Here is a 15,976-nt window from a genome sequence, read left to right on the forward strand (position 1 = left end):
TTTTCTGACTGTCTCAGTGACGAGGACTGTCAGGGAAAATGCAGGAACGGACCAAAGGTTATCTCTATCTGGCATCGGCCATGGTGCTGGTTGGCAGCACGGTCATCGCCTCGAAGCTGATCGCTGCCGGCCTGCCGCCCTTCACCGCGACAGCGCTGCGGTTTGCGGTGGCGCTGCCGTTTTTCGCCGTGCTGATGAAACTCACCGGCGCCACTTTGCCGAGGCCCGGCCGACGGGACTGGCTGCTGCTCGTTCTGCAAGCCGGCGCCGGCAGCGTCGGCTACACCACGCTGCTGATTTCGGGACTGAAACTGACCTCGGCCGCCAATGCGGGCGTCATTATCGGCACGCTGCCGGTCGTCTCGGCGGCCATCGCAATCCTGCTGCTCGGCGAAAGGCCGCACCGGTTCCTGCTGATGGCGATCGGCCTCGCCGGCGCCGGCGTGTTGTCGATCACCCTCGGCGCGGGCGGCGGCAGCCATTCGCCTGCCGGTGATGCCCTGATCCTTGCTGCGGTCGTCTGCGAAGGTCTGTTCATCCTGCTCAACAAGCGCTTGCGCACCGATATCCCGCCGCTCGCCCTGTCGGCCTTGATGACGGGTATCGGGCTTACCGTCGCCATTGTCCCGGCGCTTCTCGAAACGCCGTGGAGGGATGCCATCGGCGGCGACGCGCTGTCTGCCGTTCTCTACTATGCGTTGATCCCGACCGTCGGCGGTTTTCTGCTCTGGTATGCCGGCTCGGCGCGGGTCAGCGGCGCCGAAGCCTCGCTGTTCACCGCGCTCGCGCCGGTTTCGGCGGTGCTGTTTGCCGCCACCTTGCTCGGGGAGTCGGTCGGCGCGAATCAAATGGTCGGCATTGGCTGCGTGCTGGTCGCCGTTCTCAGTCTCGGCTTGACAGCAAAGCCGGATGCCCGGCTCCCTGCGGCGCCTTCCCGCAAAACCGCCGCTTCCAAAGAGGTGGGATGATGTTCTTTTGCCATTCGACGGAATTGCGGGACGATTTTCCCGAACTTGCCGCCGGCGTACTGTTTGCAGTGGGCATCACCGATAGCGCGTCTGTCGACGCGCCCATCGCGGACCTAAACACGGTCGCCGGCGCGCGCCTCGCCAAAGGACCGGAAGGTGAGATGCCCGAGATTCAGGCTTGGCGCCGCGCCTTCTCGCGGATGGGGCTGAAGCCGACCCAATACCGCTGTGCCTCCGAGGCGCTGCTGCGTCGGTTTCGCCAGGAAAACGCGTTGCCGCGACTGCATCCGCTGGTCGATCTCTGCAACGCGGTGTCGATGGCATTTGCCATTCCCGTCGCCGTTTTCGACGTGGCGGGGATTACTGGCAATCTCGAAGTCCGCCATGCGACCGGCAAAGAAACCTATCTGACCTTTTCCGGGCAGACCGAACATCCCGAAGCGCGCGAGGTGATTTTCGCCGACGATGCCGGGCAGGCCCATGCGCGCCGCTGGACGAACCGTCAGAGTGGCCTTTCGGCGGTCCGCGACGAGACGAAGGGCGTACTGATCGTTGCCGAGGCGATGCACGCTTCGGCGCCCGCGGATATCCGAAAACTGGTGGAGACGCTCGCCGGCCATCTCGGCGCCATCTGGCCGGTCACGCCGAAAGCCGCGATCCTTGACCGCGCTTCTCCACGCTTCGAGTTCTGAAGGGGCGTCGCTCAGCCTACCGGCTGAGGCTGATCCGGCTTGGCCGCAAAAACCCCGGCGTCGCTCTTCTCCACGCTATCGGCAGCCATGGCGGCGCCATTAGCGGCAACGGCCTTTTTTCGCGACCTTGCAAAGGGATACAAAAGCTGCCTGAAGTAACCGCTCGGCACCGGATCGTCGGTTCCATAGCGGGTCGGCACCTCGTTTCCCGGCATGTGCATCGTGCCGAAAAGCATGTCGAGGAGCGACAACTGCCCGGCAAAATTCTTGTCGAATGCTTCCGGATGGTTGGCGTGGTGCCAATGATGGAATTGGGGAGAGGCGATCAGCCAGCGCAGCGGCCCGAAGCCGATCTTGATGTTGGAATGTATGAACAGCGACTGCCAGTGGTACAGGAAGAAATATGCCGCGATCGGCGCCGCTGAAAATCCCAGCGCAAACACCGGCAGCAGCGACGCGCCCTTGGTCAAAATCTGGTCCACCGGGTGGACGCGGTGCGCCGCCAGCCAGTCGAGATCCTCGATGCTGTGATGAACCGCGTGGAATTTCCACAGGTAGGGGATTTTGTGGAAGAGCCGATGCACCGAATAGAAGCCGATGTCGGCCAGCACGATCAGCGCCGGCAACTGCACCCAGAAGGGCAAGCCTCCCACCCAGTTCTGAAAATCCGCCGGCACCAGCCACATGCCCGCCACGACGATTGCCCCGACGGTGGTGCTCAAAGCGAGTTTGATCAGCAGGCCGTTGAGGAAGAAATAAACCAGGTCATCCTGCCAGCGCGGCCGGAACAGCTTCTGCTCGTGATGCATCGCAAACAGCCGCTCCAGCGGCACGAAAACCACGATGGCGAGCAGAAGGCCCTTGAGGTTGAGGAGGTCCATCTTCTCCTCCCGTCAGGCGGTGCCGCGCAGCAGCGGCCGGAAGAGCTGCGGGATGACCCGCGGCGTTGTCGCCGCATAAGCCTCGTATTCGGGGAATGCAGCTCTCAGCACGCGCTCTTCATTGTGCATCCGGCGCAACTGGAGGCACCAGTGGACGATGCCGATGGCGAGGCCGGGCAAGGTGAAATCGAGGAGGACAACGCCGATGATCGCCAGTTCCTCGGTCAGGTAGAGCGGATGCCGTACGACCGCGTAAGGCCCGGACGTCACCAGCCGCCTGGCTTCCGCCATGATGCTGAACGAGCGGCCGAGCCAGAACAGCACATAGGTCGAAAGAGCAAAGCCGCCCATTACCAGCGCGAGTCCAAGTGCGGCTACGGCAGGCGGCGGTGTCGAGCTTGAGGTAAACGACAGAAGGCCGAGCAGGAAGGTGCCCGCGAGCGCCGTGATGCGGGGTTCGATCCCGTCAGCCGACTGGATCGGCTTCAGCCGGAAAAACGTCGTGACGACGACCAGCAGGAGAAACAGCAGCACGGCTATCTGGGAAAGCAGCCACAACGCCTTGTGGTCGATTGCCAGCGTCGACCAGTTGGCGATGCCGGCATAGATGGTGCTGACCCTTATCGAGGCCGCCCAGCTGAAATATGCGACAATGCCGGCCCTGCCGAGAAAATCGCCCGCCGCAGCCAGCCGCCACGGCAAATCTTGCTTGGTGTCCATCCGTTCAAGCCCCCGCTTAGGATGGCTTCGGTGGTAACTCGATTAGTTTAAAAAACCGTGCGTTGCGGTGTCTAAATTGGTGCGTTTTCCAGGTTGAACGGTTCAGCCGGCGGCGGCGGCGATCAGGCGCTCGGCGAGGTCGACGGTCAATTCGTCGAAATGCGAGATGATGCGCGAGGGCTCGAATTCCCTGACATGGCGGTCGGTGTAACCGAAGTCGACGGCAACCACCGGGATGCCGGCGGCCTTCGCTGTGTCGATGTCGTTGCGCGAATCGCCGATCATCAGCGCCCGCGCGGGGTCGCCACCGGCCATCCTGATTGTCTCGGTCAGATGGCGGGGATCCGGCTTGCGGAACGCGAAAGTGTCCTGGCCGCAATTGGCCGCGAAATGGCGGCTCATCCCCAGCCCGGCGATCAGCTTCTTCGAAAATCGTTCCGGCTTGTTGGTGCAGATCGCCATAAGGTAATCAGCCGCTTCGAAGCGCGCGATGGCATCCATGACACCGGGGTAGGGGCGCGACTTGCCCGGCATGTTGTCGTTATAGTGGTCGAGGAAAAGCGTATACAGCCGGTCGTGCTCGTCGCTGAACAGCGCCTTTTTCTGCGCCGCGAACGCGCGCTCGATCATCACCCGGCCGCCCTGGCCGGCATAGGTGCGGAAACCCGCAGGGTCGGCAAGTGCGACGCCGCCAGAGCCGAGGCTGTGATTCAGGCTGTCGATCAGGTCGGGCGCGGTGTCGATCAGCGTCCCGTCAAGATCGAAAACCACGATTGGTTTGTTCATTCGTGCTTCGCCTGAGTTTTCGTCCCTAGTGGCCCGATTCCAACATTCGCATCCCGCTGAAACAGGCCACGCAGGCGAATGTTGGAATCAAAGGACCACTAGCAGATACACGGTTCTAGTGGAGCTTGAATTTGACATTCGCACCGAACGTGTGATGTCAGCTGGAATACGAATGTCAAATTCGCTCCACTAGCCGGATAACCCGCGCGATTCCGATAGGCAAGCGCCTGTGGCCTTGAAACGGCCGCGAAATCCTTTGCCACCCCGTCCAAAGATGCTAGGAGCGGCCCGTCAAAGAAGGCCGGACGTCAATTCCATGGATGCAAGAGCGCTGAAGATCGAAGCCGCGCGCGCGGCACTTAGCTATGTCGAGAGCGGCATGCGGCTTGGCATCGGCACCGGCTCGACGGCGGAAGAGTTCGTGCGGCTTCTGGCCGAAAAGGTCGCGGCCGGCATGGCGGTCACCGGCGTGCCGACGTCGGAACGCACCGCAGCTTTGTGCGTGCAACTTGGCGTGCCGCTCGCCACGCTCGACGAAATGCCTGAACTCGACCTCACCATCGACGGCGCCGACGAGGTCGATGCGGAACTCACATTGATCAAGGGTGGCGGCGGCGCGCTGCTGCGCGAAAAGATCGTCGCCGCGGCCTCGGCCCGCGTGATCGTGATTGCCGACCGTTCCAAGCTGGTCGAAACGCTCGGCCGCTTCCCGCTGCCGATCGAAGTCAACAGGTTCGGGCTGAAGGCGACCGAGATTGCGATTGGCCGCGCCGCCGCGAAACTCGGCCTCGACGGCGCCCTGACATTGAGGATGACGAACGGCGAACCTTTTGTTACAGACGGCGGACATTTGATCCTCGATGCATCTTTTGGCCGCATTCCGGATACAAGAGCGCTTTCCGAGGCTCTGCACGCCATCCCCGGCGTCGTCGAGCATGGTCTTTTCCTGGAACTGGCGACCGCGGTCATTCTTGCGGGCGCCGACGGGATCAAGACTTTGCACGCGGCCCGCTAACCAGGAGTTCGATCTGCCATGACCTTTGCCAAGCGCGCGCGCCGTATCACCATTAGCCTCGCGGCCGTCGTGAGCCTGCTTTCCGGTGCGGCATTCGCCCAGGACATTTCCGATAGCCACCTGAAGGCTTGCCGCGCGGCCGTCGACGCGATCAACGCGACCGACCAGTACGATGGCATTCTGCCGACTGCCGCACAGGCGCTGAAGACGCAGCTTATCCAGAAAAATCCCGACCTTCAGGATCTGATCGTCAAGACTGTCGACGAACAGACGATCAAGATGGTGTCGCGCCGCGGCGACCTCGAGCGCGAGGCAGGCCTTGCCTATGCGCGCGTCTTCAAGGAAGAGCAGTGCTCCGAGATCGCCGCCTTCTACCAGTCCGAAACCGGACTCAAGCTTCTCTCCGACGGTCCGATCGTCACCCGCGAGCTGATCAAGGCGGCCAACATCTGGCAGAACGGCGTCGCCCGCGACCTGGCCCAGGCGGTCGGCGAGTCGCTTACCGCGACGCTTAAGAACGCCGCGCCGCTCGAACTGCCTGCCCAGGATGGCAGCCAGGCGACGCCGCCGATCGCTCCCGTCGATGGTGCCGCGCCCGGCACTGAGGCGCCGGCGCCTGCCGAAGGCACCTCCAACTGATCGATCAATTCGGCTGATTTCGGCCTCAAAAGAAAGACAAAGCCCGGTTCCGCGCCGGGCTTTTCTTTTTGGCGGCAGACCTCTACCTGTGGCAACGCAGCATGACAGTGAGGGCAGCGCCATGGCCAGTTACGACTACGATCTTTTTGTCATCGGCGGCGGCTCGGGCGGGGTACGGGCCGCGCGTGTGACGGCGGGGCTGGGCAAGCGCGTCGCCATCGCCGAGGAGTTCCGCTACGGCGGCACCTGCGTCATCCGCGGCTGCGTGCCGAAAAAGCTCTATGTCTACGCCTCGCAGTTCCCCGAACATTTCGCCGACGCAGCCGGCTATGGTTGGACTGTGCCCGAGGCAAGTTTCGACTGGCGCACCCTAGTCGCCAACAAGGAGCGCGAAATCTCGCGGCTCGAAGGTCTCTACCAGCACGGTGTCGAAAAGGCCGGCGGCGAGGCGTTTCATTCGCGCGCCGTGCTGCTCGACGCCCACACCGTTCGCATCGAGGCGGAAAACCGCACCGTCACCGCCGACCAGATCCTCATCGCCACCGGCGGCCGGCCCAATCCGCATGCCGCACTGCCGGGGCACGAGCACTGCATCTTCTCCAACGAGGCTTTCGATCTGCGGGAACTGCCCAAGGCGATCGTGATTGCCGGCGGCGGCTACATCGCGGTCGAGTTCGCCAATATCTTCCACGGCCTCGGCGTCGAGACGACGCTGGTCTATCGCGGCAAGGAAATCCTGCAGCGCTTCGACATGGATCTGCGGCGCATGCTGCATGATACCATGGCGAAGAAGGGTATCCGCATCCTTTGCCACGAACACTTCACGTCCATCGACAAGCGCCCCGACGGCCGCCTCGACGCGCATCTGTTCGGTGGCGAGGTGGTCACCGCCGACCAGGTCATGCTGGCGATCGGCCGCATTCCCAACACCGAGAACCTCGGCCTCGAAGCCGCCGGCGTCGAGCTCGGCAAGCTTGGCGAGATCGTGGTCGACAAGTTCTCGCGCACCACTGTCAAGAACATCTGGGCGATCGGCGATGTCACCAACCGGGTGCAGCTTACACCGGTGGCGATCCACGAAGCGATGTGCTTCGTTGACACGGCGTTCCGCGACAAGCCGACCAGGCCCGACCACAAGACCGTGCCGACGGCGGTCTTCTCGCAGCCTGAAATCGGCACGGTCGGCCTTTCCGAGGACGAAGCCTCGACCCGTTTCGACGACATCGAGGTTTATCGCGCGGCGTTCCGGCCCATGCGCAACACGCTTGCCGGCCGCGACGAAAAGATGCTGGTGAAACTCATCGTCGACACCGACACGCGGCTGGTGCTTGGCGCTCATGTGCTCGGTCCCGACGCTGGCGAGATGGCGCAACTGCTGGGCATTTCCCTGAAGGCCGGTCTCACCAAGGACGACTTCGACAACACCATGGCGGTGCACCCGACCGCGGCGGAAGAACTGGTCACCATGTATACGCCGAGCTACCGCGTCAGGAACGGCGCCCGCGACATCTGAGCCCGGCTGCGGATATCAGGGTTTCCGTCGTTCGCCGAGCGTAACCGGGGTTGCGTCGAGCAGCCAGCCGATGAACTGAGGCCACAGCACATCGGCAAAGCGGGAGCGAAAGAAACCGAGATGGCCGATCTGCTGCCCGCCAGCATCTTCGGGCGAGATCCAGCGCTCCTCGACCGGCGCGTTCTCGTAGCGCCGCATCAGCGCTGCAACCGCTTTCGGCGTGCCCCAGATATCGTCGGTCAGCCCGAAAGCCAGGATCGGCGTGCGCACGTTGCGGTAGCGGGCGGTCTCGGCAAACGAGGGGTCGCCAAAGAAGTAATGGCGATGCCGGCACCAGCGCGCCCAATCGCGGAAAACGCTTGCCGGGATAGGCTCGCCGAGCCCCATCCAGCGCGGCATGTCGGTAAACAGATAAGACAGCGGCACGCCGACCAGCATCATGCGCGGCCCGGCCCATCGATCGTTCAGGTCGCCGAGGTAACCCGACATCGTCGCCACCATGCCGTAGCGTTTGAAACGTCCGGAAATGCCGCAAAGCCCGAGCGCCTGGCCGCCATAGGACTGTCCGACGCCGACCATCTCGTGGCCGGGCGCAATCGCGTCGAGGGCCGCGGCCGCCGCAGGCAGGTCGCGCAGCGCCCAGTCCTTCATGCCGATGCGCTTTTCCCAGCCTTTCGGCCGCACCGAGCCGCCGGTGCCGCGGTAATCGTAGACAAGTGCTGCGCGCGCGCCGGCCTCCACCGAGGCCTTCGCGAAAGCAGCATAGAGACCGCGCGGTACGGCGGTGGCCGAGGAGATCAGCACCAGCGGCTTTCTGCCATCGCCTTCGAAAAGCGTGCCGGCGAGCGGAAAGCCGTCGGGGGTCGGGATGGCGATGTCGCGCTGCGTCACGGAAAACAGCGGTGATCCGGTGTCCCTTTTGTCGTCTGCTCCATCCCCGGATTGCCGGACAGCTTTGTTATTATGCACGGATATTCCTCCCACCCGAACTTTGATGTTACCATTTACGTTAACGTCAAAGTCAAGTGGTCTTGCTGATGGAATGCCGCCAGTTGACAGGGGAGCCCCGGCCAAGACATGCAGGGAAAACGGGCTGCCAATCATGGGCGGCCTCAGTTCCAGGATGAACCATGCCGCAATCGTCTGAAGTCGAAAGAGGCCCGTTCCGCATCGTGCTTTTTTCGGGCGGCAGCGCCTGCCGCAACATCAACATATCGCTTTGCAAGCAGCCCGTGGAACTGACCCGCATCGTTCCGGCATGGGACAGCGGCGGCAGCTCCAAGGTCATCCGCGAGGCGTTCGGCATGCTGCCGGTCGGCGACATCCGCCAGGCCCTGATGACCATGGCGCATGGCGAGGGCAGGGCTGGCGATGTGGTGAAGATCTTCAACGCCCGTCTGTCGAGCGCGCTCGGCAATGCGGAGGCCCGTTTCGAGTTCGATTATTATGCGCGCGGCGATCACCCGCTTTTGCAGCGCATGGAACCCGGTCTGCGCGGCGCTATCCTGAATTATCTCAATCTGTTCGGCCGCCACATTCCGGGCGATTTCGATTTCCGCAACGGTTCGATCGGCAATTTTATCCTGGCCGGCGCCTTCATCGCCCACCAATCCGACATCAACACCGCTGTGTTCGTGTTCCGGAAGCTCTGCTCCATCGACGGCTTTGTGTGGCCGGTCTCAGTTGGTAATGGCATTGAGCTTGGCGCCACGCTCAGGGATGGCCGCGAATTGTTCGGGCAGCATCTGGTGACCCGGCTTTCCGATGCGGATGCCGCGGTCGGCGTCGCCGACATACGGTTGTCTGCCGGCGGTTCGCCGGTCACGGCCAACGACGCGGTCATCCCGGCGATTGCCGCCGCCGATGCCATCGTCTTCGGTCCCGGCAGTTTTTACACCAGCATCCTGCCGCATCTTCTGGTCGACGGGATAGGCGAGGCCATCGCCGGCAACCGCCGCGCGCCCAAAATCTTCGTCGGCAACATTCTCGAATGCGCCGAAACCACCGGCGTTGACCTTGCCGGGCTGGTCGAAGTGTTTCTTGCCACCTGGAAGCGGAAGGTAGGCACTGTTTCGCCGCTCACGCATGTCATCGACAACCGCGAGCTTTTCCCGTTCGAAAAGACGGTCGGCAAGTTCCGTTACCTGCGGAGCGGTGGCCTCGACCGGCTGTGCAAGGCCAACGGCATCGTGCGCATCTCCAGCGATTTCGAGGATGCCTGGAACCGTGGCCAGCACGATGGCCGCACGATCGCCGCGGCCCTGGTCGAGGTGGCCGAGGCTGCCCGAGGTTAAACCTGGATTGTGGGCTCCTACATATAGAAGCTCGGATCGTCGGTGGGCATCTGCTCTGCTTCAGTGACGTGCGGAACCACCACGGCCTCAAGCGGCGCTGCAAGCGACCATTTGAGGTGCCCCGGCGACCGCTCCAGAATAGCCGAACCGCTGAGCGCCATCGGCGTTACTCGCTTCAGAACGACGCTGCCGAAACCGCGGCGTGACTCACCTGCGTCACTTTCGGGATGCGGCACCGATGTTTCGTCCCACACCAGCTGGATTTCGTTTTGGCCGGCGGCCGTGGTTGTCACCTGCCAGGTAACGACGACTTTACCGACATCGCTCGCCAGCGCGCCGTATTTCGACGAATTGGTTCCAAGCTCATGAAATGCCATGCCCAGATGCTGAACCGCATTGGGTTGCACCGTGATGAGCGGGCCTGACAGATTGATCTGCTGCTCGTGGCCGAAGGGTGCCAGATGTTCCTGGATCAGTTCGAACAGGCTCGCCCCGGACCAGTCCGACGTCACCAGCAGGTCGTGCGAACGCGAAAGCGCCATGATCCGGTCGCGGACCCGTTCTTCGAATTCCTGCGGGTCCGCGGAGCGTTTGCTGGTTTCCCGGATGATCGAAAGGATCACCGCGAACTGGTTCTTCACGCGGTGGTTGACCTCCCGCATGAGCAATTTGATCCGGCGCTCGCTTTCCTTCGCCTCGGTGATGTCCCTGGCGATCTTGGATGCGCCAACGATCTCGCCATCGCTGTTTCTGATGGGCGAGACCGTCAGCGACACCGAAATCAGCGTGCCGTCCTTGCGGCGGCGGATTGTCTCGTAGCTGGCGACCCGTTCGCCGTTGCGCACTCTTTCGATGATCTCGGTTTCTTCGCCGCGCAGATGGTCCGGAATAAGCAACAGGATCGAACGTCCGATCACCTCATCCGCGGAATAGCCGAACAGGCGCTCCGCTGCCTTGTTCCAACTGGTGATGATGCTGTTGAGGTTCTTGCTGATTATCGCGTCGAACGAAGAGTCGACGATCGCGGCGAGCCGGGCGTCGGCGTCCGCTACCTTCGTCTCCCGAATGTTGACGACTTTGGCCATGGTTCGGCGCCTTTGCGGGGCTTGAGTTCAATGTTGCTTATTAAATATGGAGCGATGCCTCCGCGGCAATACCGGAAAAGATCGCGTCCAACGGTCAGCAAGCGTACCCATTGGAAATGCGAACTCTCCGGGCAGGGGCCGATGCAACCACCCCGGGCGACAGGAGGAACGAAGGGACGAACACGGCATCGCCTCCTGTCCAAAAGCGGTCTAGAATAGCTCTGCGGCTTCGTGTAATGAGCCGCCATCCCTATATGAGGGCGCAAACGCGGGCGATTGTTGCCTGCTCGGACAAGCAACGTTGGGTACGACAATGACGAAATGGTCACCGAATTCCTGGAGAGCAATGCCGATCCAGCAGGTGCCGGCCTATCCGGACGCGGCCGCGCTGGCCGAGACCGAGGCTCGTCTTGCCACCTTTCCGCCGCTCGTTTTTGCAGGTGAGGCGCGCAAGCTGAAGAAGCAGCTTGCTGCCGTTGCCAATGGCGAGGCCTTCCTGCTTCAGGGCGGCGACTGCGCGGAAAGCTTCGCCGAACACGGCGCCGACAACATCCGCGACTTCTTCCGCGTCTTCCTGCAGATGTCGGTGGTGCTGACTTTCGCCGGCGCCCAGCCTGTGGTGAAGGTCGGGCGCATCGCCGGCCAGTTCGCCAAGCCGCGCTCGTCCGACAACGAGACCAAGGACGGCGTGACCCTGCCGAGCTACCGCGGCGACATCATCAACGGCACCGGCTTCGACGAGAAGTCGCGCGTGCCCGATCCGGCGCGCCAGGAAATGGCTTACCGCCAGTCGGCGGCGACCCTCAACCTTCTGCGCGCCTTCGCGCAGGGCGGTTACGCCAATCTGGAAAACGTCCACAAATGGATGCTTGGCTTCGTTTCCGACAGCCCGCAGGGCGAACGCTACGAGGCGCTGGCCAACCGCATCACCGAGACGATGGATTTCATGCGCGCCGTGGGCATCACGTCGGAGACCAATTATGCGCTGCGTGAGACCGATTTCTACACCAGCCACGAGGCGCTTCTGCTCGGCTATGAGGAGGCGTTGACGCGCGTCGATTCCACCTCGGGCGACTGGTACGCGACCTCCGGCCACATGATCTGGATCGGCGACCGCACCCGCCAGCCCGACCATGCGCATGTCGAATACTGCCGCGGCATCAAGAACCCGCTCGGCCTGAAGTGCGGCCCGTCGCTGACGCCGGACGGCTTGTTGCAACTCATCGACCTGCTCAATCCGGAAAACGAAGCTGGCCGGTTGACGCTGATCGCGCGCTTCGGCGCCGACAAGGTGGGTGAACATCTGCCGAAGCTCATCCGCGCCGTCGAAAAGGAAGGCCGCAAGGTCGTGTGGTCGTGCGACCCCATGCATGGAAACACCATCACGGCGGCCGGCTATAAGACCCGGCCGTTCGACCGCATCCTCAAGGAGGTGCAGTCCTTCTTCGACGTGCACCGTTCCGAGGGCACGCATCCCGGCGGCATCCACATCGAGATGACGGGCAACAACGTCACCGAATGCACCGGCGGCGCCCGCGCCATCACGGCCGAGGAACTGCAGGACCGCTACCACACGCATTGCGATCCGCGCCTCAACGCCGATCAGGCGATCGAACTGGCGTTCCTGACTTCCGACCTCTTGAAGAAGGGCCATGTGCGCCAGCCGCACACGCAGGCAGCCGAATAAGGCGGCCACGCCCGAGCGCGAAAAAAAAGCGCTGCCTGTCCCGGACAGGCGGCGCTTTTTCTATTGCGCGCGATGCTTGCCTTTGACGGCTAACGCTTGTGGCTGGACAGTTCGCCGAGCAGCTTGGTCATTTCGTCTTCGAGCGACAGCTCAGGCTTCGCCGGCTTCTTGGCCGCGCCGTTGTCGAGACTGACCTCCAGCTCCTCCATCAGCGCATCATCGATGTTGTCGACTGGCTGCGGCTTTGCTGCGACGGGTGTGGCGCGCGAGCCGAGATAGTGCGTGGGGGCTGCGTTGGCGGCGACCGGTATGCGCGCCGCCGGCGGAGCCGGGGTCGAGGCCGGAGCCCGCGTCTCATGCGCCGGCGGATGCGGCGCGCGTTCAGGCACTGTGCGTTCCGGCTGTGGTTGGCGCACCAGCTGCGGTGCGTGGCGATCGGGTTCGCGCTGCTGGTGCGGAGGGGCGGGCGGGATCTGCGCCACGCGTGGCTGCGGCACGTGCTGTTGCGCCACTTCGGTCGGGCGGCTGCGCTCCGCCGGGCGCGGCGCCTGTTCGTGGTCGGGGGCGTGCTGGATCGGCCGGCGCTGCTGCGGGTGCAGCCTGATGTCCTGCTCCACCACCACGTCGGTCGGGCCGCCGATCAGGATCAGATGTTCCACGTCGTCGCGGCGCACCAGGACGAGCCGCCTGTGGCTGTCGACGGCGGTGGCGTCCATCACGGCGAGCCTGGTCTTGCGGTTGCGGCCGCCGGCCACGAAGGTGCCGAATGTCAGGTTGCGGACCAGTCTGACGACCACCAGGACGATTGCCAGCACGACCAGGGCAAGCAAGGTCCAAAGCAGCGCCATGGCGTATTCGGGGCCTGCAATTCCTTCAAGCCAGTCCCGCATCGAGCCCTCCAGACAGTACGTGCAGCGCGGGCACTTTATGCTCTTGCGACGGGCGACCGCAAGTTGCCAATCGGTCATTACGCTGTTGATGTTTCAAACAGCGCCACAGCCCCGAGTTTTTCCCGCGCTTTTTCCATCGGGGCCTTTTCCCTGCCGAAAGAATATGATTCAACCGGACCCCGGCAGGGGCGCCGGGACGCCGGGAATCACAGGCAGGCAGATGGCGAGGGAAACTCGTAACGATTTTTATCCGGCGCCGATCGTCGACCAGAACACGCGTCCGGGCGTGATCACGCGCCTGATCGTCTTCATCGTGGTCTTGACCGGCTCCGCCATCGTTTTCGGCATGTTCCGCGAGCGCCTCGGCGATCCGTTCCTGCTTGGCATGCTCGGCATCCTGGCGATGATCGGCGTCGGCTATCTCTTCGCCACGGCGATCGGCTTCGTGCAGATCGCGCCGCGCTCGACCGCCGACGAATTGTCGAAGTCGTTTGTCGATTCGATGTCTCAGGGCCTCATCGTCACCGACACCAAGGGCCGCGTCGTCTACGCCAACCGCGCCTATGCGACGATGACTGGCGCCACTTCGGCTGCCGACGTCAAGACGGTCGAAGCGCTGCTTTCCGACGTGCCCGAGGCGTCGCCCGTCGTCTACCGGTTGGCTTCGGGTCTTCGCGACGGCCAGCCCGGCGACGGCGAGTTCCGCCTCCAGCAGTCGATCCGTCCGGGCTCGGATGCCGGCGCCCACTGGTACAGGGTCCGCGCCCGCACGTTCAACATTCCGAGCCAGCGCCAGCCGTTGCTGTCCTGGCAGCTCGCCGACATTTCCAGGGAGCGCGCCGAGCAGGAGCGCTTCTTTCTCGACCTGCAGAAGGCGATCGATCACCTCGACCATGCGCCGGCAGGCTTCTTCGCCGCCGATCCGGAGGGCCGCGTCACCTACATCAACGCCACGCTCGCCGAATGGCTGGGTCTTGACCTCGCGAGCTTCACGCCGGGCTCGACCAGCCTTCGCGAAATCGTCGCCGGCGACGGCATCGCGCTGATCCGCTCGGTCAAGGCCGATCCGGGTGCCACCCGCAATGCGGTCATCGATCTCGATCTGGCGACGGCAAAAGGCGAGGCGCTGCCTGTCCGTTTCATGCACCGGGTAAGCGCGAGCCGCGAAGGTCTGCCCGGCCCAAGCCGCACCATTGTCTTGAACCGAACCCAGGGAGAGGACGGCTCGGCCGACCTGCGGGCTGCGGAAGTGCGCTTCACGCGCTTCTTCAACTCGACGCCCATGGCGATTGCCGGCGTCGATGCTGATGGCCGCATCCTGCGCACCAACGCGCCATTCCTGTCGCTTTTCTCGACAGTCGTCGACCGCGACGCCGTCGACCGCCATGTCCGCCTCGACACGGTCATCCACGAGCGCGACCGTCCGTTCTTCGCCGCCGCCCTCGACAGGGCCAAGCAGCATCAGGCCGAGATCGCGCCCATCGACACCGTGCTGCCCGATAACGAGGAGCGCCATATGCGCTTCTACGTCAATGCGATCGCCGACGGCGCCGGAGCGGAGGGGGCGGAAGAGGCCGCGATCGTTTATGCCGTCGAGACGACCGAGCAGAAGGCGCTCGAGGGCCAGATGGCGCAGAGCCAGAAAATGCAGGCGGTCGGCCAACTCGCCGGCGGTATCGCGCACGACTTCAACAATGTTCTTACCGCCATCATCATGGCGTCGGATCTCTTGCTCACCAACCACCGGCCGTCGGACCCGTCATTCCCCGACATCATGAATATCAAGCAGAACGCCAACCGGGCCGCCTCGCTTGTGCGCCAGCTTCTCGCCTTCTCGCGCAAGCAGACGCTGCGGCCGGAAGTGCTCAACCTTACCGACGTGCTCGCCGATCTGCGCATGCTGCTTTCCAGGCTGGTCGGCACCGGCGTCAAGCTCAGGGTCGACCATGGCCGCGACCTGTGGCCGGTCAAGGCCGATATCGGGCAGTTCGAGCAGGTTATCGTCAATCTCATCGTCAATGCTCGCGACGCCATGCCCGACGGGGGTGAAGTCGTCATCCGCACCAAGAACGTCTCCTCTGAAGAGAGTGCTTCCTACGGTTTCAGAGAGCTCGTGCCCGGCGATTATGCGCTGGTCGAGGTCGAGGACAACGGCTCCGGCATTCCGCCGGACGTGCTGAAGAAAATCTTCGAGCCGTTCTTCACCACCAAGGAAGTCGGCAAGGGGACCGGCCTCGGCCTGTCGATGGTCTACGGCATCATAAAGCAGACCGGCGGCTTCATCTTCTGCACGTCCGAAGTCGGCTCGGGAACGGTTTTTCATATCTTCCTGCCGCGCCATGTCGTCGATGCGAAGACCCAGGAAGAGGCGAAAGCCGCCGAAGCGGTTGCTGCGGCGCCGAAGGCGCCCGACGCTGCGAAAGATCTTTCCGGTTCGGCCACCGTGTTGCTGGTCGAAGATGAGGATGCCGTGCGCATGGGAGGGATACGGGCGCTTACCTCACGCGGCTACACAGTCCATGAGGCGTCGTCCGGCGTCGAGGCGCTGGAGGTCTTCCATGAGCTCGGCGGCAAGGTCGACATCGTCGTCTCCGATGTCGTGATGCCCGAGATGGACGGCCCGACACTGCTTGGCGAGCTGCGCAAGCTGCAGCCCGACATCAAATTCGTCTTCGTCTCCGGCTATGCCGAGGACGCGTTTGCCAGGAACCTGCCTCAAGACGCGAAGTTCGGCTTCCTGCCGAAGCCGTTCTCCCTGAAGCAACTCGCAACCGTCGTGAAGGACGTGCTGGAGAGCGATTAGGAA

The 15,976-nt window shown here is 63.3% G+C and carries 14 protein-coding genes; 8 read left to right on the top strand and 6 right to left on the bottom strand.

All coding sequences use genetic code 11. The annotated features are described in order from the left end of the window. Positions 1–38: 38 nt before the first annotated feature. Entirely contained in the window at positions 39–968 is a 930-nt protein-coding gene (locus F3H98_RS11210) for a DMT family transporter (protein ID WP_149760223.1), read from the top strand. Beyond that, positions 968–1,660 carry a B3/B4 domain-containing protein gene (locus F3H98_RS11215; RefSeq protein WP_149760350.1) on the top strand — a complete coding sequence of 231 codons (693 nt, stop codon included), beginning with the start codon at positions 968–970 and terminating at the stop codon, positions 1,658–1,660. The genes F3H98_RS11210 and F3H98_RS11215 overlap by 1 nt, the downstream gene beginning before the upstream one ends. Before the next feature lie 11 nt (positions 1,661–1,671). On the opposite strand, the gene F3H98_RS11220 is transcribed toward F3H98_RS11215, so the two are convergent. The 3 genes from F3H98_RS11220 to F3H98_RS11230 all read right to left on the bottom strand — a co-directional run bounded on the left by F3H98_RS11220 (position 1,672) and on the right by F3H98_RS11230 (position 4,047). Further along, entirely contained in the window at positions 1,672–2,541 is an 870-nt protein-coding gene (locus tag F3H98_RS11220; protein WP_149760224.1) for a sterol desaturase family protein, read from the bottom strand. Between the two features lie 12 nt (positions 2,542–2,553). Beyond that, entirely contained in the window at positions 2,554–3,261 is a 708-nt protein-coding gene (locus F3H98_RS11225) for a methyltransferase family protein (RefSeq protein WP_149760225.1), read from the bottom strand. A gap of 102 nt (positions 3,262–3,363) precedes the next feature. Continuing rightward, entirely contained in the window at positions 3,364–4,047 is a 684-nt protein-coding gene (locus tag F3H98_RS11230) for an HAD family hydrolase (RefSeq protein WP_149760226.1), read from the bottom strand. Positions 4,048–4,363: 316 nt separating this feature from the next. Here F3H98_RS11230 and rpiA point away from each other — a divergent pair, with 316 nt between their 5' ends. The 3 genes from rpiA to gor all read left to right on the top strand — a co-directional run bounded on the left by rpiA (position 4,364) and on the right by gor (position 7,214). Continuing rightward, positions 4,364–5,062, top strand: coding sequence for a ribose-5-phosphate isomerase RpiA (gene rpiA / locus F3H98_RS11235; RefSeq protein WP_149760227.1), 699 nt, complete (start codon positions 4,364–4,366; stop codon positions 5,060–5,062). Positions 5,063–5,080: 18 nt separating this feature from the next. After that, positions 5,081–5,701, top strand: a complete 621-nt coding sequence (locus F3H98_RS11240; RefSeq protein ID WP_149760228.1) for a DUF2059 domain-containing protein — start codon at positions 5,081–5,083, stop codon at positions 5,699–5,701. 121 nt (positions 5,702–5,822) lie between these two features. Continuing rightward, complete coding sequence (gene gor / locus F3H98_RS11245) at positions 5,823–7,214, top strand: glutathione-disulfide reductase (RefSeq protein ID WP_149760351.1); 1,392 nt, start codon at positions 5,823–5,825, stop codon at positions 7,212–7,214. 15 nt (positions 7,215–7,229) lie between these two features. On the opposite strand, the gene F3H98_RS11250 is transcribed toward gor, so the two are convergent. Next, a complete protein-coding gene (locus F3H98_RS11250) occupies positions 7,230–8,090 on the bottom strand; it encodes an alpha/beta hydrolase family protein (RefSeq protein ID WP_188130401.1) in 861 nt (286 codons plus the stop codon). A 254-nt stretch (positions 8,091–8,344) separates the two neighbouring features. Between F3H98_RS11250 and F3H98_RS11255 the strand changes: the two genes are divergently transcribed. Continuing rightward, positions 8,345–9,508, top strand: coding sequence for a gluconeogenesis factor YvcK family protein (locus F3H98_RS11255; RefSeq protein ID WP_149760230.1), 1,164 nt, complete (start codon positions 8,345–8,347; stop codon positions 9,506–9,508). A gap of 17 nt (positions 9,509–9,525) precedes the next feature. Here the strand turns inward: F3H98_RS11255 and F3H98_RS11260 are convergent, their stop codons facing one another. Then, a complete protein-coding gene (locus F3H98_RS11260) occupies positions 9,526–10,593 on the bottom strand; it encodes a PAS domain S-box protein (RefSeq protein WP_149760231.1) in 1,068 nt (355 codons plus the stop codon). A 313-nt stretch (positions 10,594–10,906) separates the two neighbouring features. On the opposite strand from F3H98_RS11260, the gene F3H98_RS11265 reads away from it, so the two are divergent. Continuing rightward, entirely contained in the window at positions 10,907–12,280 is a 1,374-nt protein-coding gene (locus F3H98_RS11265) for a class II 3-deoxy-7-phosphoheptulonate synthase (protein ID WP_149760232.1), read from the top strand. 89 nt (positions 12,281–12,369) lie between these two features. Here F3H98_RS11265 and F3H98_RS11270 read toward each other — a convergent pair whose 3' ends face one another. Then, complete coding sequence (locus F3H98_RS11270; RefSeq protein WP_149760233.1) at positions 12,370–13,170, bottom strand: flagellar biosynthetic protein FliO; 801 nt, start codon at positions 13,168–13,170, stop codon at positions 12,370–12,372. A 220-nt stretch (positions 13,171–13,390) separates the two neighbouring features. On the opposite strand from F3H98_RS11270, the gene cckA reads away from it, so the two are divergent. Next, entirely contained in the window at positions 13,391–15,973 is a 2,583-nt protein-coding gene (gene cckA / locus F3H98_RS11275) for a cell cycle histidine kinase CckA (RefSeq protein ID WP_149760234.1), read from the top strand. Positions 15,974–15,976 lie beyond the last annotated feature (3 nt).

This window comes from Neomesorhizobium albiziae (genome assembly GCF_900114255.1).
GTDB classification, from domain to species: Bacteria; Pseudomonadota; Alphaproteobacteria; order Rhizobiales; family Rhizobiaceae; genus Neomesorhizobium; species Neomesorhizobium albiziae.